We start from the raw sequence: 16021 nt of genomic DNA on the forward strand, positions 1-16021 counted from the left end.
CCTGGACGGGCGGGCTCGAAAGGCTCGAACCGCTCGGCTGACAAGCCGCGATCCGTTCGTGTCGAGCGAAGTCGAGACACGCTGGCTCGGCGCTGCCGTGTCTCGACTTCGCTCGACACGAACGGCCAATGGAAACTGACAAGAGGCCTCAACAATGCGCATCCTCCTCACCAACGACGACGGCATCAACGCACCGGGCCTCTACGTGCTGGAAAAGATCGCCGCCCAGCTTTCGGACGATATCTGGATCTGCGCACCGAGCGAGGAGCAGTCGGGCGCGGGACACTCGCTCACGCTGACCCGGCCGGTGCGGATGCGCCAGCACGCGGAGCGGCGCTTTTCGGTGTCGGGCACGCCCACCGATTCGGTGACGATGGCGCTCAAGAAGATCCTGCCCGCCCCGCCGGACCTGATCCTGTCGGGCGTCAATCGCGGCGCCAACCTGGGCGACGACGTGACCTATTCGGGCACGGTCTCCGCTGCGTTCGAAGGGGCGCTGGCCGGCATCCGGGCCATCGCGCTCAGCCAGGTCTATGCCAGGGAGGGCGTGGGCAACGCGGTCGATTTCTCCGCAGCGGAACAGTGGGGCGCAAAAGTCCTGAAACCGCTGCTCGATTTTCCTTTCCCCCAGCGCACCCTTATCAACGTCAACTTCCCGCCCGTCGCCGGCAGCGAGGTAAAGGGCGTTCGCGTGGCCCGGCAGGGCTTTCACGACTACGCCCGCGGATCAGTTGTGGAAGGAATAGACCCGCGCGGTTTTCCTTATTACTGGTTTGGACTACACGGTATCGAACATACCTTGGGCAGTAATACTGATCTCGAAGCGATCGCAGGGGGCTTTGTTTCGGTGACACCATTGCAGATCGATCTGACTCACGAAGGCTCGCTGACCTCGCTGACGGACCTCTATCGGTCATGATGCGCGCACGCCTGCTGACGGCTGCCGCACTTGTCGCGGTATTTTCGGGAACGGCCGCTCCCGCCCTCGCTGCTTCTCCCGATCAGGAGACTGTCCACGTCGTCGAAACCGGCGAAACGCTGAACGGCATTGCCAACCGCGCCGGAATTTCGGCTGAGGCCATAGCCAAGGCCAATGGCCTCGAAGCTCCCTATCTCGTCAGGGTCGGCCAGAAACTCGCCATTCCGCGCAAAACGGCAGCCGATCCCGCTCCGGCGGCGCCATCGCAGGACGGCGGAAGCTTTCACGTCGTCGGGACCGGTGAAACGCTGAACGGCATTGCCAATCGCGCGGGTGTCTCGTCCGCCGCGCTGGCCCGAGCCAATGGCCTTGAGGCTCCCTATCTCGTCAAGGTCGGCCAGAAACTCCAGATTCCGGGCGCCGCGCCGGTGCGGACGGCCGCCCGCGTGATCGAGACCCGCCAGCCCTCGCCCACGGCTACGGATTCCCTCGCCGAGGAAACCGTTCATATCGTGAAGCCGGGCGAGACGCTGGGCGGCATTGCCGTGCGCGCAAAAGTGCCGCGCGTGCTGATCGCCGAGGCCAACGGGCTGCAGCCTCCCTACACCGTCAAGGTCGGCCAGAAACTGCATCTCCCGCGCACCCGCCGCCATGCCGTCACCGCAGGCGACACCGGATTCTCGCTGGCGATGAAATACGGCGTGCCGTGGGAGCAGATCGCGACCGCCAACAACCTCGATCCCGAGGCTCCGCTCAAGGCGGGTGAAAACCTGCTGATCCCCACGCTGCTCAATCCGCCGCAGACGGGCGTTTCGAAGCTGGACCCCGCTCCGGTGCCGAGCGCCGCGCCCGCCACACCGGCCGCAGCCCCTGCGCCTGCGAAAACGGCCCGCTTCGGCTGGCCTGTCAGCGGCCCGGTGCGCCGCGGCTATGCGACCGGCTCCAATTATCACGACGGGCTGGATATTCAGGCCGCAAAAGGCACCATGGTCCGTGCTGCCGCGGCAGGAACGGTGAAGTTCGCAGGCAAGGAAAAGGACCAGTTCGGCAACCTCGTGGTCATCGACCACGGTGGCGGCTGGTACACCGCCTACGGCTTCCTCAGCCGCGTCACAGTGAAGGAAGGCGCCAAGGTCGCGGCCGGCGAGCGCATTGGTCTGGTCGGCAGCACCGGCATGGCCAAGGGCAGTGAACTGCACTTCGAAGTGCGGCAGGACGGCAAGCCGGTCGACCCGCTGGACGAGCTGCCCAAGGCTCCCTAAGCACGGCGCAATGCCGAGGAAGCGGACCCCGCCAGCCCTGTTCAAGCCCCTGCGCCGCGCGCTCGCCGTGCCCGTCTGGGCCGATGTGGCGCTCAGATTAGGTGCCGCGCTGGCGCTGGTATTCGTCGTCGTGATGGTCCATTGGCTCGACCGCGACGGGCTGAAAGACACGCACGACGGCAGCATCAGCTTTCTCGATGTCGTCTATTTCACGATGATCTCGATCACCACGACCGGCTTCGGCGATATCGCCCCGGTCAGCGACAAGTCCCGCCTGATCGAAGCCGTGATCGTCACGCCGATCCGGCTTGCCGTCATCTACATATTCGTCGGCACCGCCTACAATTTCATCATCAAGCGCAGTTGGGAGACCTGGCGAATGAAGCGCATTCAGGAACGCCTGGCCGGCCATGTGGTCGTGCTCGGTTATGGCGTCAGCGGTTCGGAAGCCGTCGCCGAACTGATCGCACGCGGCACCGATCCCGCCGGCATCGTCGTCATCGATCCCAGCCCTCAGCGGCTGGCTCTGGCCGAGCAGGCCGGATGCAACGTGATGGAAGGCGATGCGACTCGCGACGAAACGCTGGAGGCCGTGCGCATCAGCCGGGCCCAGTCGATCCTGGTCTCGGCCGGACGCGACGATACGACGATCCTGATCATCCTGACCGCGCGCCATGTCGCCCCCGATGTGCCGATCACCGCCGTCGTGCGCGCCGACGACAACGAGCTGCTGGCCCGGCAGGCAGGCGCCAACAATGTCATCAACCCGGTCCGCTTCACGGGCCTGCTGCTCGCCGGATCGGCGGAAGGACGGCACATATCCGATTACCTTTCGGACCTGGCCTCGGTGACGGGCCGCGTCCAACTCGTCGAACGCCCTGTCGCCGCCGACGAAATCGGGCAGCCGCTGGAGGGCATCCGCAGCGGAAAAGGCCTCAGAATTTACCGCGGAGAGCGCGCTATCGGTTTCTGGGAACCCGAAGCCGATGCCCTGGAAGCGGGCGACATGATCGTCGAGATCACGGCCACCCAGCCGGTCTGACAGACAGTCAGCCCAGCGCCCAGAATACCAGCCCCATCGCCAGATAGGCGACCAGCCAGAACAGGCAGTCCATCACCCCGCGCGCCGGCTCCGTGCGATTGCGCAGATGCGTGAGCCAGACTGCCGGGATAACGAAAGCCATGGCAATTCCGCCGGACTGCATGAAATAGAGCCACGGCTTGACCGACAGGGTCTCGACGCCGATCCGCGCGAAATTGTGCCCCAGCATGACCGAGCCGATCAGGAACACGAAAGCGATGAGCAGGTAATTGCCGCCGCGCTCCGCATTGCCCTGCTGCAATGCCCCTCCGGTGCGGGACAGGCGCCCGTTCCAAAGCAGCCCGATCGCGACCGCCAGCGCCGCGGCCAGAAATACCGCCAGCCAGTTTACAGGACCCATCGCACGTTCTCTCCTAGTTCTTCCTGCCTTCGGACCCTTGCGCCGGCTCAGGCCACGACAGTCGTGCCACATGCCCCTCGTTCGCGTCCATCCAGTTACAGGCGAATTGTGAAAGGCTGTCCCGGATTTCCATCAGCGCGTCTTCGGCGATCTGCGGGAGCGGAACATAAGACGAGGCACAAGCGGTAGCCGCCAGGGCCAACAACGCCTGATCGTCGCCGCCTCCCACCCATAAATCGGCCTCGAAGCATTCGACCAGCCGTTCCGCCTGCAGCAACTGCACGATCGCCATGCCGGGAACAACAGCCCGGCTGGCACTGGCATGACCATGTTCATTGGCCAGTTCCGCCAGGTCTTCCGGGTGCCGTCCATCGGCGACCATCCCCCAGAAACCCTGCGTCAGGCCAAGCCCCTGCTCCACGAAGTAATGCACGGCGTCGTGCGGCACGGGGCCCTTTTTCGGAAACCGCGTGACAACGGAGCTGCCGTCCTCGCGCAGGATTTCGATCCGGTCGTCCCGAGCCCCCTTTCTGATGGCAATTTCCATGACGACAGCGTGCTCTTCGCGTTTCTCGTGACTCCGGCGCGCAATCAGCGTATCGGGCGCGCCATCCCATGGCCACAGAAATTCCCTCTCCGCCCAAGGTCGGCATGGTCAGCCTCGGCTGCCCCAAGGCGCTTGTCGATTCCGAACGCATCCTCACCCGCCTGCGCGCGGACGGTTACACCATGAGCCCGGACTATGCCGGTGCCGATGTGGTGCTCGTCAATACGTGCGGCTTCCTTGATTCCGCCAAGGAGGAAAGCCTTGCCGCGATCGGCGAAGCGATGGCCGAAAACGGCCGCGTGATCGTCACCGGCTGCATGGGCAACGAGGCCGAGGCGATCCGCGCCCGGTTCCCGCAAGTCCTGGCAGTGACCGGCGCACACCAGTACGAAGCGGTGGTCGAGGCCGTGCATGAGGCCGCCCCGCCCGAGCTTTCGCCTTATGTCGATCTCATCCCCCAGGCTTACGATGAGGCCGGGGTCAAGCTCACGCCGCGCCACTACAGCTATCTGAAGATTTCCGAGGGCTGCAACCATGCCTGCTCGTTCTGCATCATCCCCTCGCTGCGCGGCAAGCTCGTCAGCCGCCGCATCGACGCGGTGCTGCGCGAGGCGGAAAAGCTGGTGCAGGCCGGCACGCGCGAACTGCTGGTGATCAGCCAGGACACGTCTGCCTATGGCGTCGACGTGCGCCACGAGGAGCGCATGTGGAAGGATCACCCGGTCCGCACCCACATGACCGATCTCGCCCGCGAACTCGGCCAATTGAGCGACGCGCAAGGGCGCAGGCCCTGGGTGCGGCTGCACTACGTCTATCCCTATCCGCATGTCGACGCGGTGATCCCGCTCATGGCCGAAGGGCTGCTGACGCCTTACCTCGACATCCCCTTCCAGCACGCCGCGCCTTCGGTGCTCAAGGCGATGAAGCGCCCGGCCAATGAGGCCAAAGTGCTCGAACGGCTGCGCTCCTGGCGCGAAATCTGCCCGGACATCGCCATTCGCTCCAGCTTCGTAGTCGGCTTTCCGGGCGAGACCGAGGCGGATTTCCAGTATCTGCTCGACTGGCTCGACGAAGCGCAGCTCGATCGCGTCGGCGCGTTCCGCTTCGAACCCGTCGAAGGCGCTGCCGCCAACGATCTGCCCGGCGCCGTGCCGGAAGAGGTCAAGGAAGAGCGCTACGCCCGGATCATGGAAAAGACCGCCGCAATCAGCGCTGCCAAGCTTGCCGCCAAAATCGGCCGGACGCTGCCTGTCATCATCGACGAAGTGGGCGACCCCGACGAGGATGGCGACATCGGCGCAACTGGCCGCTCGCAGGCAGACGCCCCGGAAATCGACGGCAACGTCTTCCTCCGCAACGTCGGAAATGACGTGCAAGTTGGTGATATTATTGATGTTTCCATAGAGGATTCCGACGAGCACGACTTGTATGGCGTCGCCGTCCGGCCGTAATCGTCACCGAGACTACGGCATCTGAGTTGCAAACCTTGCAACTACTGAGAAAGTTTTCGCATTTGCGGGAATCAGGATCGGGGCCCATACAGAACAGGCCTTTCAGGCATCCTCTCCCAAATAACTTTCATAAGGCTGGTCTCCGGACTGGCCTTTTTTTTGCGCGATTTCCGTCGCTTGCCGGGCGGACCTGCGCCGGAACTTCACAGTTGCAAGATATGCAACCACACTAAACCTTTTCGCATTTGCAGCACAGCGGCCTCTGGAGCATAAGGATCAGGCCTTTCAGGCATCCTCTCCCAAAAACTTCCAAAGGGCTGGTCTTCGGACCGGCCTTTTTTTTCGCCGGTGCCTCGGCATCGCATCCGGACGGCCGCGTCGGCATTCCCTCTCTGGCCCCGGCGGGCCTTTTCGACTAGCCAGTCGCCATGGCCAGCCCCTCGCGAATCTTCACCGCCGCCCTCGTCGTCATCGGAGACGAGATCCTGTCCGGCCGCACGCATGACAAGAACATCGCCCAGGTCGCGGCCTGGCTGCAGGTGCAGGGTATCCGCCTCAAGGAAGTGCGCGTGGTGGCGGACGATACGGCCGCGATCGTCGAGGCGGTGAATACCTTGCGGGCCCGCAACGACTATCTCTTCACCACCGGCGGCATCGGCCCCACGCATGACGACATCACCGTTGATGCCATTGCCGAGGCCCTGGGCGTGCCGGTGATCGTCCATCCCGAAGCGCGCGCCATTCTGGAAAGCTATTACGAAACGCGTGGCGGCCTTACCGATGCCCGCCTGCGCATGGCCCGCACGCCCGATGGCGCCAGCCTGATTCCCAATCGCTACAGCGGCGCGCCGGGCATCCGCTATGGCAACGTGTTCATCATGGCCGGCGTGCCCAGCATTACCGCCGGAATGCTCGATGCCCTGTCCGGCAAGCTGGAAGGCGGCGCACCGCTGCTTTCGGAAACGATCGGCTGCTGGGTCGGCGAAAGCGAAGTCGCGGATCTGCTGCGCGAGACCGAAAAGACTTTCGAGACCTGCCAGATCGGCTCCTATCCGTTCTGGGCGGAAGGCAGGACCGGCGCGAATTTCGTGATTCGCTCGGTCGATGCCGAGGATCTGGCCGCTTGCACCCGTGCGCTGGTCAGAGGGCTGGAAGCGCTCGGCAACCCGGCGATCGCAGGGGGCATCTGACTTGCTGCCACCGATCGTTGCCGTGGCCAGTTCCGTGACCGACCCGGCCATGCAGCCGACCATAGAAGCCTTCGAAGCCACCCTGCGCCGCCATGACAGCGCCACGCTGGCGCTGGAGGAGTGGTGCGCCGCGCGCGGCATCGCCGATCCCGCGCGCGTGACCGCGCACCATGTGGAGCGGGCAATGCAGGGACAGCCTGCGCCCGAAATTCGCACGCGGCTGAAAGTGGCACCCGGCGAAACCGTGGCCATGCGCCACGTGGAACTGCGCTGCGGCCCGGCCACGCTCTCGATCGCGTGGAACTGGTTCGTGCCAACCCGGCTCACACCGGACATGAAGGACGCCCTGCTCCTCAGCGATGCGCCCTTCGGCAAAGTCGTGGCCCCGCTCCAGTTCCGCCGCCAGCCTCTGGAGACCCTGCGCGGGCGGGCAGAGGGTTGCCCCGAAGGGACGATCTCCACCCACCGCGCGATGCTGATCCTGCCGGACGGCAAGCCCCTCGCCTATCTCATCGAGTGCTACACGGCCGCGAATCTCACCGGCGGCTGACGCGGCCGGTTTTTCTGTATCTTTGTCCACATGGGCCATGGAAAGTTTTTACAAGAGCATTGTTTATCAATGCCTTGAACGCGCCGTACTTTCACACCTCGGCGAAGCACCGTTCGAGGAAAAATACACGTTTCAAGGAGCACGGCAGACAGATGCCGCGCGCAGTGTGCCGGATCGGGCGCGAATAGGAAAATCGTCCGGCCACTTCCCCGCCGCGTTCCCTTTGAACGCATCCGCCGTCAACGCTGGCCGTCAGGCTGGCCGTCAACGCCGCTGGGCCAGCCTGACCGCATCGGCGCCCGCCGGGAACCGCAGCTGGCCGCTGTCGTCATGCGCGGCGTGCCAGATGGCCTCGGCGACATCGCTTTCGCGGGTCGTCAGCACCGGCATCGCGAAGCTTTCCAGGATCGGCCTTGCAAAGTCCGCATAGGCGCCGGGCAGCAGTTCGCTGACAGGCATGATCGCATTTGCGCCGAACCGGGTGGTGGGGGCATAGCCCGGCTCGACGAGCTTCACCTGCACGCCGAAATAGCCAAGCTCATGCGCCAGCGATCCCGAGAACCCCTCGATCGCCTGCTTGGTGGCGGTATAGGCGGCAGCGAGCGGAAAGGCCGCGAGCGTGGTGCTCGACGTCACATTGACGATCCGGCCGGACCGCCGCGCCCGCATTCCGGGAATGAAGGCCCGGCACATCGCCATCACGCCGATCGTGTTGGTCTCGATCAGCTGGCGGATGAGCGACATCGGCATCGCTTCGAACGCCCCGACCCCGCCCAGCCCCGCATTGTTGACCAGCACGTCGACCGCTCCGGCGGCCTCGGCGAGCGACGCGATGCTGTCCTCGCACGTCACATCGAGCGGAAGCACGCGCAAACGCTCGGACGCGCTACCAAACAGGCCGGGATCGGGGCGTCGCATCGTCGCAATCACATTCCAGCCACGCGACAGGAAAAGCTCTGCCGCCGCCTTGCCATAGCCGGACGAGGTGCCGGTAATCAGAATCGTCTGGGTCATTGTCGGTCTCCATCATGTCGATGCCGGAGAAATAGACAGATCATCAAAGACGATATATAATTCTACATCCGAATTTTATTATAGATCATCCAGAATGGATCCACTCAGCGACATCATCGCCCTGCTCAGGCCCAGCGCCGCCGTGGCCAAGCCGATCACTGCGCGCGGCCGCTGGGGCGTGCGCTACCAGGCGCACGACGCCCCGGGCTTCACCATTGTCCTGGCCGGAGAGGCGTGGCTCACGCTGGAAGGGAAAGCGCCGCTGCGTCTGGCCCGGGGCGATTTCCTGCTGCTGCCGGTAACGCCATCGTTTTCACTAAGCAGCGAACCTGGCCTGCCCTGCACGCCGATCGAACCCAGCAGCGAACCGGTCCGCCATGGCGAACAGGACGGCGAGCCCGATTTCATCGCCCTGGGCGGCAGTTTCTCGTTCGAGCGGGTCAATGCACCGCTGCTGCTCGCCCTGCTTCCCGGCCTGATCCACATCCCGGCCGCGAAAGGCAGGAGCGAGCGGCTGGAGCGCCTGATCGGCCTGCTTTCGGACGAATGCACCAGCGATTATCCGGGCAAGGATCTGATCGTGCAGAGGATGCTGGAAGTGCTGCTGGTCGAAGCGCTGCGCTGGCAGGGCGCTGATGACGGGCCGGCTCCGGCAAGTAGGCTCTCTGGCCTGCTTGCCGGCCTGCGCGATCCGGCACTGGCCCGCGCGCTGCGGGCCATGCACGCTGATGCCGGGGCCCATTGGACCGTTGCGCAACTGGCCCGCATCGCCGGCATGTCGCGCTCGGCGTTCTCGGCGCGGTTCAGCCAAATCGTCGGCAGTGCTCCCATCGAATATCTCGCGCACTGGCGCATGGCGATCGCCAAGGATGCGCTCATGCGCGGCGGCAAGTCGCTGGACCGGATCGCAAATGAAATCGGATTCGAATCCGCCAGCGCTTTCAGCACGGCCTTTCGCAAGCGCCTCGGCTGCCCGCCCGGAAGTTTTGCCCGTATGTACAGCGCATGGCATGAAGCTGGATGATTTCTATCCCCTTCCGCCACGGAGTGATACGAGCGGTGGATGCGGATCGGCAAGAAACGAGTCGGTGGCGCGCTTATTTTGGGCGCAGCAGCGTTTATTGGCCAAGAGTTCTTCTCTTGGCTGCTTGGCCGCCTTCTAGACCTCGCAAGTGCTGGCGTCAGCGGGATGACTTGGACTGCATTCCCTTGGCAAAGCGCTTTGGCGAGCGTAATGGCACTCGTTGGCGCCTATCTGGCTTTCTGGCCTTCGAAGCGCGGAAAGCCCTCCAAACCCGCGACCTTAGCTGACAAGCTATACTTACTATGGACGGACGCGGACAATTTTGTCGATAGAGTTCGCTATCAACGAGGCCTAGATTGGTGGCAGCGAGCGGGCGGACTCTCTAGGAGACGAAATGCCGCAGAGGACACGCGGGACATTGCGCGTGATGGCATCTCACTACTTATCCGATTTGAAAAAGGCGGATTGCCGGTCCCCAAACTCGATGGGAGGCTTTACGCTGAGCAGGTCGCAATCGGATGCGCAAACTACTTTGAAACCCTCTCGTCTTTCATGCGCGACGGCCACGTTGAGCATGTCGTAGCTATGGCCCCAGATGCAGCCAAGCACGCTGAAGAGGTCGCCACCAACTTCAACGCAGATCATTGGTATTTAGATGCGCAAGAAAGATATTAATCATCACTTCTACACTCTATTAAACCCATTAAGCGCACTACCAATCCGTCGCCACGCTCAAGCATTCCTAACACGCAAGTCTTATTGTCCTTGAACCCCCAGCCTTTTCTGGAGGCCGAACCGCCGATCAGCGGCGCGCAGGATCAGGTAAAGAAACGTACGCGCCGCTCAAATCCGGCAAAGCCCCGGTCTGGCGCAAGGCCTCCCCAAGCGCGAGCGCGGCGGCCATGGCGAGGTTCAGCGAGCGGACCTGAGGGCGCAGCGGAATGCGGACCTGCGCATCGCAGGCCTCGGCGACCTCGGGCGGCACGCCTGCGCTTTCCTTGCCGAACAGCAGGACATCATCCGCCCGGTAGCGGAAATCGTAGGCCGATTGCGTGCTCTTCGTCGTGAACAGCACCAGCCGACGCGAACCGGCCGTGGCCCGGAACGCCTCGAAGCCGCCATGCCGGGCAATCGTGACATGATCGATGTAATCCATCGCCGCCCGGCGCACGCGGCGGTCATCCCACGCGAAGCCCATCGGCTCGATCAGGTCCACCGCCGTCCCCATGCAGGCCCCCAGCCGCAGGACGGCGCCGACATTTCCGGCGATTTCCGGTTCGAAAAGAGCGATACGCATCGGGGCTGATTGGCGTCCGCACGGGAGCCATGCAAGCGCTATTCAAGCGATCCCCGGAGAGAAACCCTTCGTCATTGCGAGGCCCATAGGGCCGCGGCAATCCAGAGCGTAGGCAAACCGCCCTGGATTGCCCTTCGGCTGGCTGCTTGCAGCAGCCACTCAGGACAGGCTTCGCTCCGCTCGCAATGACGATGCAATCACCCACCCCGTTCGTGTCGAGCGTGCCCTGAGCACCAAAAGAAAAAAGGCCGGAAGGTTTCCCTCCCGGCCCTTTCTGTTCGTTCGGTCCTGAAAGGATCAGGCGCCGGCGACTTCCGTCGTATCGATCTTGAGGCCCGGGCCCATCGACGAAGACAGCGAGATCTTCTTGACGTACTTGCCCTTGGCGCCGGCCGGCTTGGCCTTGACGATCGCATCGACGAAAGCGTCGAAGTTGGTCTTCAGGTCCGTGTCCGAGAACGACATCTTGCCGATACCGGCGTGGATGATGCCCTGCTTCTCGACGCGGAACTCGATCTGGCCGCTCTTGGCGTCCTTCACGGCCTGCTCCACGTTCGGGGTCACGGTGCCCAGCTTCGGGTTCGGCATCAGGCCCTTGGGGCCCAGCAGCTTACCGAGGCGGCCAACGACGCCCATCATGTCCGGGGTGGCGATGACGCGGTCGTAGTTGAGGTTGCCGTCCTGCATGTCCTGCATCAGGTCCTCGGCGCCCACCTTGTCCGCACCGGCGGCGAGAGCGGCCTCGGCCTTGTCGCCCTTGGCGAACACGGCGACGCGCACGGTCTTGCCGGTGCCGGCCGGGAGCGAAACCATGCCGCGGACCATCTGGTCGGCGTGACGCGGATCGACGCCCAGGTTCATCGCGATTTCGATGGTCTCGTCGAACTTGGTGGTCTTGAGGTCACGCAGAGCGGTGAGCGCCTCGTTCACACCATAGAGCTTCATGTTGTCGCCCAGCTTTTCGGTCAGCGACTTCTGCTTCTTGGTCACCTTGGCCATGCTATCAGCCCTCCACCACTTCGAGGCCCATCGCGCGAGCGGAGCCTTCGATGATCTTCGTTGCGGCCTCGATGTCGTTGGCATTGAGGTCGGCCATCTTCACTTGCGCGATTTCGGCGAGCTTCGAACGCGCGATCTTTCCGGCGGAAACCTTGCCGGGCTCCTTCGAGCCGGACTTGAGGTTGGCGGCCTTCTTGATGAGGAAGGTGGCGGGCGGAGTCTTGGTGACGAAGGTAAAGCTGCGATCCGCATAGACCGTAATGATGGTCGGGATCGGCATGCCGTTTTCAAGTTCCTGCGTGGCGGCATTGAACGCCTTGCAGAATTCCATGATGTTCACGCCGCGCTGACCCAGAGCCGGACCGATCGGCGGCGACGGGTTAGCCTTGCCTGCAGGGACCTGCAGCTTGATGTAGCCTTCAATTTTCTTGGCCATGAGAGGCCTCCTTTCACACTGTCGCTTCTGCCGGAGCACAAGCTCATGTTAAGCGGTCAGACAGGCACCAGGGCGCCCTTCCGCACAGAATCAGCCCTGCCATCGAATCTGATGGCCGGTCCGAAGGGCGCGCCCCTAACCGAAATCGGGAGAAAAGGAAAGCGTTATGCCGCGTGCGGCGTCGCGATGTGCCTGTGGCGCTCCCACGCGGCCTTGACCGCGCGGCGCGCGGGCATCTCGAACAAGCGGTAACACACGTCGGAAACCAGCAGCACCACGGCTGCAAAGGCGGCGGTGACGGCCCAGACCGTGGCCATGCCGCCATCGAACGGCGTCCACCAGCGCTCCGCCAGCAGCAGCAGCGGAAAATGCACCAGGTAGATCGTATAGCTGCGGTCCCCCAGCCAGCGCATCGGCGCGCTGCCCATCCACCGCGCGCGCAAGGTGAGCAGCAGCAGCGCCGGCCAGGCATAGAGGATCAGCGGCAGCAGCGAGCTCATCCTGCCCATGTCGAGCGCCAACCCGAACACCAGGAGGCAGGCGAGAAGCGCCGCCGGCGTCCGCGCCAGGCGTCCGCGCAGGCGCCACAGCACCTGGCCGAAGAAGAAGCCGAACAATCCGCTCGGCACGCTGTCGCCCACCCACGGCCCGCCCGGCCGTCCCTGCAGGAGGAAATGCGCCAGCGCGGCAAGGATCGCGAGCCCCGTCACCCAGCGCAGCACCCGCGGCCCGCGCGCGGCAGCCAGGGCGAACAGCACATAGCAGACCATTTCCACCGAGATCGACCAGCTCGGCCCGTCGAACGTATGCGCCACCGGCTGCACGAAGGCCTGCAGCATCAGCAAGTGGGCCACGAACGCGAACCCGGTATTGGCCGGATCCCCGGCGAACAGCACGGCGCACAGGCACAGCATCAGCAGGTGCAGTGGATAGAGCCGGGCGATCCGCGCCACGGCGAAACCGCCAAGCTTGTCCCGCGTCAGCCCTTCCCCGTGGAGATAGACATGCGCGAAGACATAGCCCGAAATCAGGAAGAACAGATCGACCAGGCTCCAGCCCCAGGTCTGGAACCAGACCAGGAGGCGCGGCGCCCCGGCCAGCGCCGAGGCGGTGAACAGCGACTGGGCGTGATAGAGGAAGGCGACACCGCAGGCGGCGAGGCCGCGCAACCCGTCGAGCTGGGTCAGACGCGCGGCCGGCTCGTGCCCGAAGGGCTGCTGCTCAGCGAGAGTCTCCGACATGCGCGGAAGAACTAGTGAACAGCGGTAATTTTATAGTTAACCGGGCCCAGTTGACCGGCCCAAGTTGACCAGCCCAAGTTGACCAGCCCAAGTTGACCAGCCCAAACTGACCAGCACGGACCGGCCCGAACAGGCCGGCCCATGCCCGGGCCATTACTTGCTGAGTTCGACGTGCTCGAAATCGAGTTCGACCGGCGTCGCGCGGCCGAAGATCGAGACCGAAACCTTGACGCGGTTCTTGTCGAAATCGAGTTCTTCCACGATGCCGTTGAAGCTGGCGAACGGACCGTCCAGCACCTTGACCGAATCGCCGATCTCGTAATCGATGCTGACCTGCTGGCGCGGCGCGGCGGCAGCGGCCTCGGCGGCGCCGAAGTAGCGTGCGGCTTCCGATTCGCTGATCGCCTGCGGCTTGCCGCTGGCGCCGAGGAAACCCGTCACCTTCGGCGTGTTCTTCACCAGGTGATAGATGTCGTCGTTCAGTTCGAGCTTGGCGAGCACGTAGCCGGGCATGGTCTTGCGCTCGACCTGAACCTTCTTGCCGCGCTTCACTTCGGTGATGGTCTCGGAAGGAACCTGCACGTCCTCGACGAGCTGCGACAGGCCCATCCGCTCGGCTTCGGACAGGATCGCTTCCTTCACCTTGTTCTCGAAGCCGGAATAGGCGTGGATGATGTACCAGCGGGCCATGAATCTCTCTTCGTCTATGGGGTTCAGGCGATCACAGCAGCGACAGCAGCGAGCTGACGATCCAGCCGAACAGCGCGTCGATACCGAGGAAGAACGTGGCCAGCAGCACCGTCATGATGCCGACGAAGATCGCGGTGGTCACCGTTTCCTGGCGCGAGGGCCAGTAGATCTTGCGCGCTTCCGACTGGACCTGGCGCATGAATTCGCCGGGATTGATCTTGGCCATATCGCTTGCTCTCGTGTCTCTTGCCTGATTGCCTAAGCAAAAAATGTCTCGTCGCTTCCGCCTAGGGGACATCGCCGCCCCGGCCTAGGCCGGGAGGGGCAAATCAGATCCTCATGTCGGAAGAGATGGGGGATTTAGCTCCCGTCGGCGGGATTTGCAAGGTCCACCGCATCGGGCAAACGCGCCAGGAACGAGTTCGGCGTGCTGAACACGATCCGCGCCCCGTCCGGCACCGCCACCGGATGCACGTCGCCGATGAACCACAGGTAGTCGGCATGGCGGGCCGGCTTGAACTTGCGAAGGTCGATCCGCTGGTTCGGCGAGAACAGGATACGCTGGGTCGGATCGTTGAAGCGGTAGCGGGTCTCACGCATCGCCAGCATGTGCACGTCGGGCAGCGCGAAGTTGGAATTCTCCATCGCGCTGCGCCGGACCACGGCATAGCTGCCGAAGTGCTCGAACGGCCCAAATTTCCACTGCCAGCGCGGAATCGCCACGGCCGTCGCCACCCGCGCCCCTTCGGGCACGTGGTCCATGGCCTTGATCATCTGGCTCGCGGTCTGCGCGTCCTGATACCAGACGACCGTGGTCACTGCGATTCGCGAGGTGAACAGCAGCCCCGCCAGCGCCATGCCCCAGCGCGGCACCGGCCAGTCGATGGCAAGGCAGGCCACCAGCAGCGCGGTGGTGCTGAGGCGGTAATCGGCATAGTCGCCGCCGAAGATCTGGCGCGGCACGATCAGGGTGAGGATCAGCAGCAGCAGCGCAGCCCACCCTGCCCGCATGTCGAATCGCTTCGAAAACAGCGCAAAAGCGATCACCGCCACCACCAGACACAGGCTGGTGATGTCGAACACCTGATCGTAGCTGCGCATCGCCCGGTAGAGGATCTGCCACTTGTATTCGAGCACGCCCCAGCGCCCGTAGGACATCTTGGAATTGGCGCCCATGCCCGCCAGCATCGGCACCAGCGGGAAGATCAGCGGCCAGGGCTTGGTGAAGGGAATCCAGTCCAGCCAGCTGCGGCGCCTGGTCCATTCATAGCCGAACACCAGCACGCCCATGATGCCCCAGCCCGAGACGTGGCTGAGCCATACCGCGAAGGAAATCGGCACGAAAACGACATGCCGCCACGGCGAGCCTTCCATGCGCACCCACAATGCGAACGCGAACAGCGCCAACGCCAGCGAGAGCGAGAAATTGAGGAAACCCATCAGGAACGAGGGCGACCAGATCATCGCGAAAGCGAGAATCGCGCCCACGCCGATGCGCTTGCGCAGGCTCCAGGCCACCGCCATGATCGACAGGCCGGTCAGGAACGGAATCGCCGCGACGATCAGCCGCCCGGCCTGCTCCAGCCCGAAGATCGGCGCCAGCGGCACCATCAGCAGCTCCGCGCCGAGATTGCCGGTCCATTCCCAGTTGAACAGGAAATAGTACGTCAGCCAGGGATCGCTGCCGTGATCGAGCAGAACCTTGTAGCCCGCCAGATGCGACGGATAGTCCGTCATCTGCGGCGCCCAGGCGACGATCGCGGGCAAGGATGCGAGAATCGAAAGGAACAGGCCCAGCCACAGGGCCCCATACCGTTTCCTGCGATAGGCTTCGCCGGTTTCGCTCGCCTCAGGCTGCGCCGCTCCGTGCATCTACGACCGAATCTTTCCTCGTTACGCCGTCACCGGGGCCGGACTCCCAGCAGCAGGCCTCCGCGCGAATCGCCGGAACGCCGCCCT

At 63.9% G+C, this 16021-nt stretch carries 18 protein-coding genes; 8 read left to right on the plus strand and 10 right to left on the minus strand.

The genetic code is table 11. The annotated features are described in order from the left end of the window. Window positions 1-154 precede the first annotated feature (154 nt). Genes surE through NN5_RS09055 form a run of 3 tightly spaced genes read left to right on the plus strand, consistent with a single transcriptional unit; the run spans window position 155 to window position 3223 of the window. Entirely contained in the window at window positions 155-919 is a 765-nt protein-coding gene (gene surE / locus NN5_RS09045) for a 5'/3'-nucleotidase SurE (protein WP_067733956.1), read from the plus strand. Further along, entirely contained in the window at window positions 919-2181 is a 1263-nt protein-coding gene (locus tag NN5_RS09050) for a LysM peptidoglycan-binding domain-containing protein (protein ID WP_245656378.1), read from the plus strand. The genes surE and NN5_RS09050 overlap by 1 nt, the downstream gene beginning before the upstream one ends. A gap of 10 nt (window positions 2182-2191) precedes the next feature. Further along, window positions 2192-3223 (plus strand): potassium channel family protein, encoded by a 1032-nt coding sequence (locus NN5_RS09055; protein WP_067733958.1) that lies wholly within the window; start codon window positions 2192-2194, stop codon window positions 3221-3223. A 7-nt stretch (window positions 3224-3230) separates the two neighbouring features. Here NN5_RS09055 and NN5_RS09060 read toward each other — a convergent pair whose 3' ends face one another. Both NN5_RS09060 and NN5_RS09065 read right to left on the minus strand, forming a co-directional pair. Continuing rightward, window positions 3231-3623 carry a DUF1761 domain-containing protein gene (locus NN5_RS09060; RefSeq protein ID WP_067733959.1) on the minus strand — a complete coding sequence of 131 codons (393 nt, stop codon included), beginning with the start codon at window positions 3621-3623 and terminating at the stop codon, window positions 3231-3233. Between the two features lie 13 nt (window positions 3624-3636). Continuing rightward, the gene (locus NN5_RS09065) at window positions 3637-4170 is read right to left on the minus strand and encodes a hypothetical protein (protein ID WP_067733960.1); all 534 of its coding nucleotides are present in this window, start codon (window positions 4168-4170) and stop codon (window positions 3637-3639) included. A gap of 68 nt (window positions 4171-4238) precedes the next feature. On the opposite strand from NN5_RS09065, the gene rimO reads away from it, so the two are divergent. The 3 genes from rimO to NN5_RS09080 all read left to right on the plus strand — a co-directional run bounded on the left by rimO (window position 4239) and on the right by NN5_RS09080 (window position 7361). After that, window positions 4239-5621, plus strand: a complete 1383-nt coding sequence (gene rimO, locus NN5_RS09070; RefSeq protein WP_067733961.1) for a 30S ribosomal protein S12 methylthiotransferase RimO — start codon at window positions 4239-4241, stop codon at window positions 5619-5621. A 428-nt stretch (window positions 5622-6049) separates the two neighbouring features. Beyond that, entirely contained in the window at window positions 6050-6811 is a 762-nt protein-coding gene (locus tag NN5_RS09075; protein ID WP_067733962.1) for a competence/damage-inducible protein A, read from the plus strand. A 1-nt stretch (window position 6812) separates the two neighbouring features. Continuing rightward, complete coding sequence (locus NN5_RS09080) at window positions 6813-7361, plus strand: hypothetical protein (protein ID WP_245656380.1); 549 nt, start codon at window positions 6813-6815, stop codon at window positions 7359-7361. Between the two features lie 264 nt (window positions 7362-7625). On the opposite strand, the gene NN5_RS09085 is transcribed toward NN5_RS09080, so the two are convergent. After that, complete coding sequence (locus tag NN5_RS09085; protein ID WP_067733963.1) at window positions 7626-8375, minus strand: SDR family oxidoreductase; 750 nt, start codon at window positions 8373-8375, stop codon at window positions 7626-7628. Between the two features lie 94 nt (window positions 8376-8469). Between NN5_RS09085 and NN5_RS09090 the strand changes: the two genes are divergently transcribed. Further along, window positions 8470-9399: an AraC family transcriptional regulator gene (locus NN5_RS09090; protein WP_067733964.1), complete on the plus strand. Its 930-nt coding sequence runs from the start codon at window positions 8470-8472 to the stop codon at window positions 9397-9399. A 39-nt stretch (window positions 9400-9438) separates the two neighbouring features. Next, window positions 9439-10074 carry a hypothetical protein gene (locus NN5_RS09095; protein ID WP_067733965.1) on the plus strand — a complete coding sequence of 212 codons (636 nt, stop codon included), beginning with the start codon at window positions 9439-9441 and terminating at the stop codon, window positions 10072-10074. Between the two features lie 127 nt (window positions 10075-10201). Here the strand turns inward: NN5_RS09095 and NN5_RS09100 are convergent, their stop codons facing one another. From NN5_RS09100 to NN5_RS09130, 7 genes are all read right to left on the minus strand, one after another. Then, window positions 10202-10696, minus strand: a complete 495-nt coding sequence (locus NN5_RS09100) for a tRNA (cytidine(34)-2'-O)-methyltransferase (RefSeq protein WP_067733966.1) — start codon at window positions 10694-10696, stop codon at window positions 10202-10204. Between the two features lie 297 nt (window positions 10697-10993). Next, entirely contained in the window at window positions 10994-11695 is a 702-nt protein-coding gene (gene rplA / locus NN5_RS09105; protein WP_067733967.1) for a 50S ribosomal protein L1, read from the minus strand. A gap of 4 nt (window positions 11696-11699) precedes the next feature. After that, entirely contained in the window at window positions 11700-12131 is a 432-nt protein-coding gene (gene rplK, locus NN5_RS09110) for a 50S ribosomal protein L11 (RefSeq protein ID WP_067733968.1), read from the minus strand. Between the two features lie 164 nt (window positions 12132-12295). Then, entirely contained in the window at window positions 12296-13372 is a 1077-nt protein-coding gene (locus NN5_RS09115) for an acyltransferase family protein (RefSeq protein ID WP_067733969.1), read from the minus strand. Between the two features lie 153 nt (window positions 13373-13525). Further along, window positions 13526-14062: a transcription termination/antitermination protein NusG gene (nusG, locus tag NN5_RS09120; protein ID WP_067733970.1), complete on the minus strand. Its 537-nt coding sequence runs from the start codon at window positions 14060-14062 to the stop codon at window positions 13526-13528. Between the two features lie 31 nt (window positions 14063-14093). Then, entirely contained in the window at window positions 14094-14288 is a 195-nt protein-coding gene (gene secE, locus NN5_RS09125; RefSeq protein ID WP_067733971.1) for a preprotein translocase subunit SecE, read from the minus strand. Window positions 14289-14422: 134 nt separating this feature from the next. Then, window positions 14423-15934 carry a hypothetical protein gene (locus tag NN5_RS09130; RefSeq protein WP_067733972.1) on the minus strand — a complete coding sequence of 504 codons (1512 nt, stop codon included), beginning with the start codon at window positions 15932-15934 and terminating at the stop codon, window positions 14423-14425. Between the last annotated feature and the right edge of the window lie 87 nt (window positions 15935-16021).

Source organism: Novosphingobium naphthalenivorans NBRC 102051 (genome assembly GCF_001590985.1).
Taxonomy (GTDB): Bacteria; Pseudomonadota; Alphaproteobacteria; order Sphingomonadales; family Sphingomonadaceae; genus Novosphingobium; species Novosphingobium naphthalenivorans.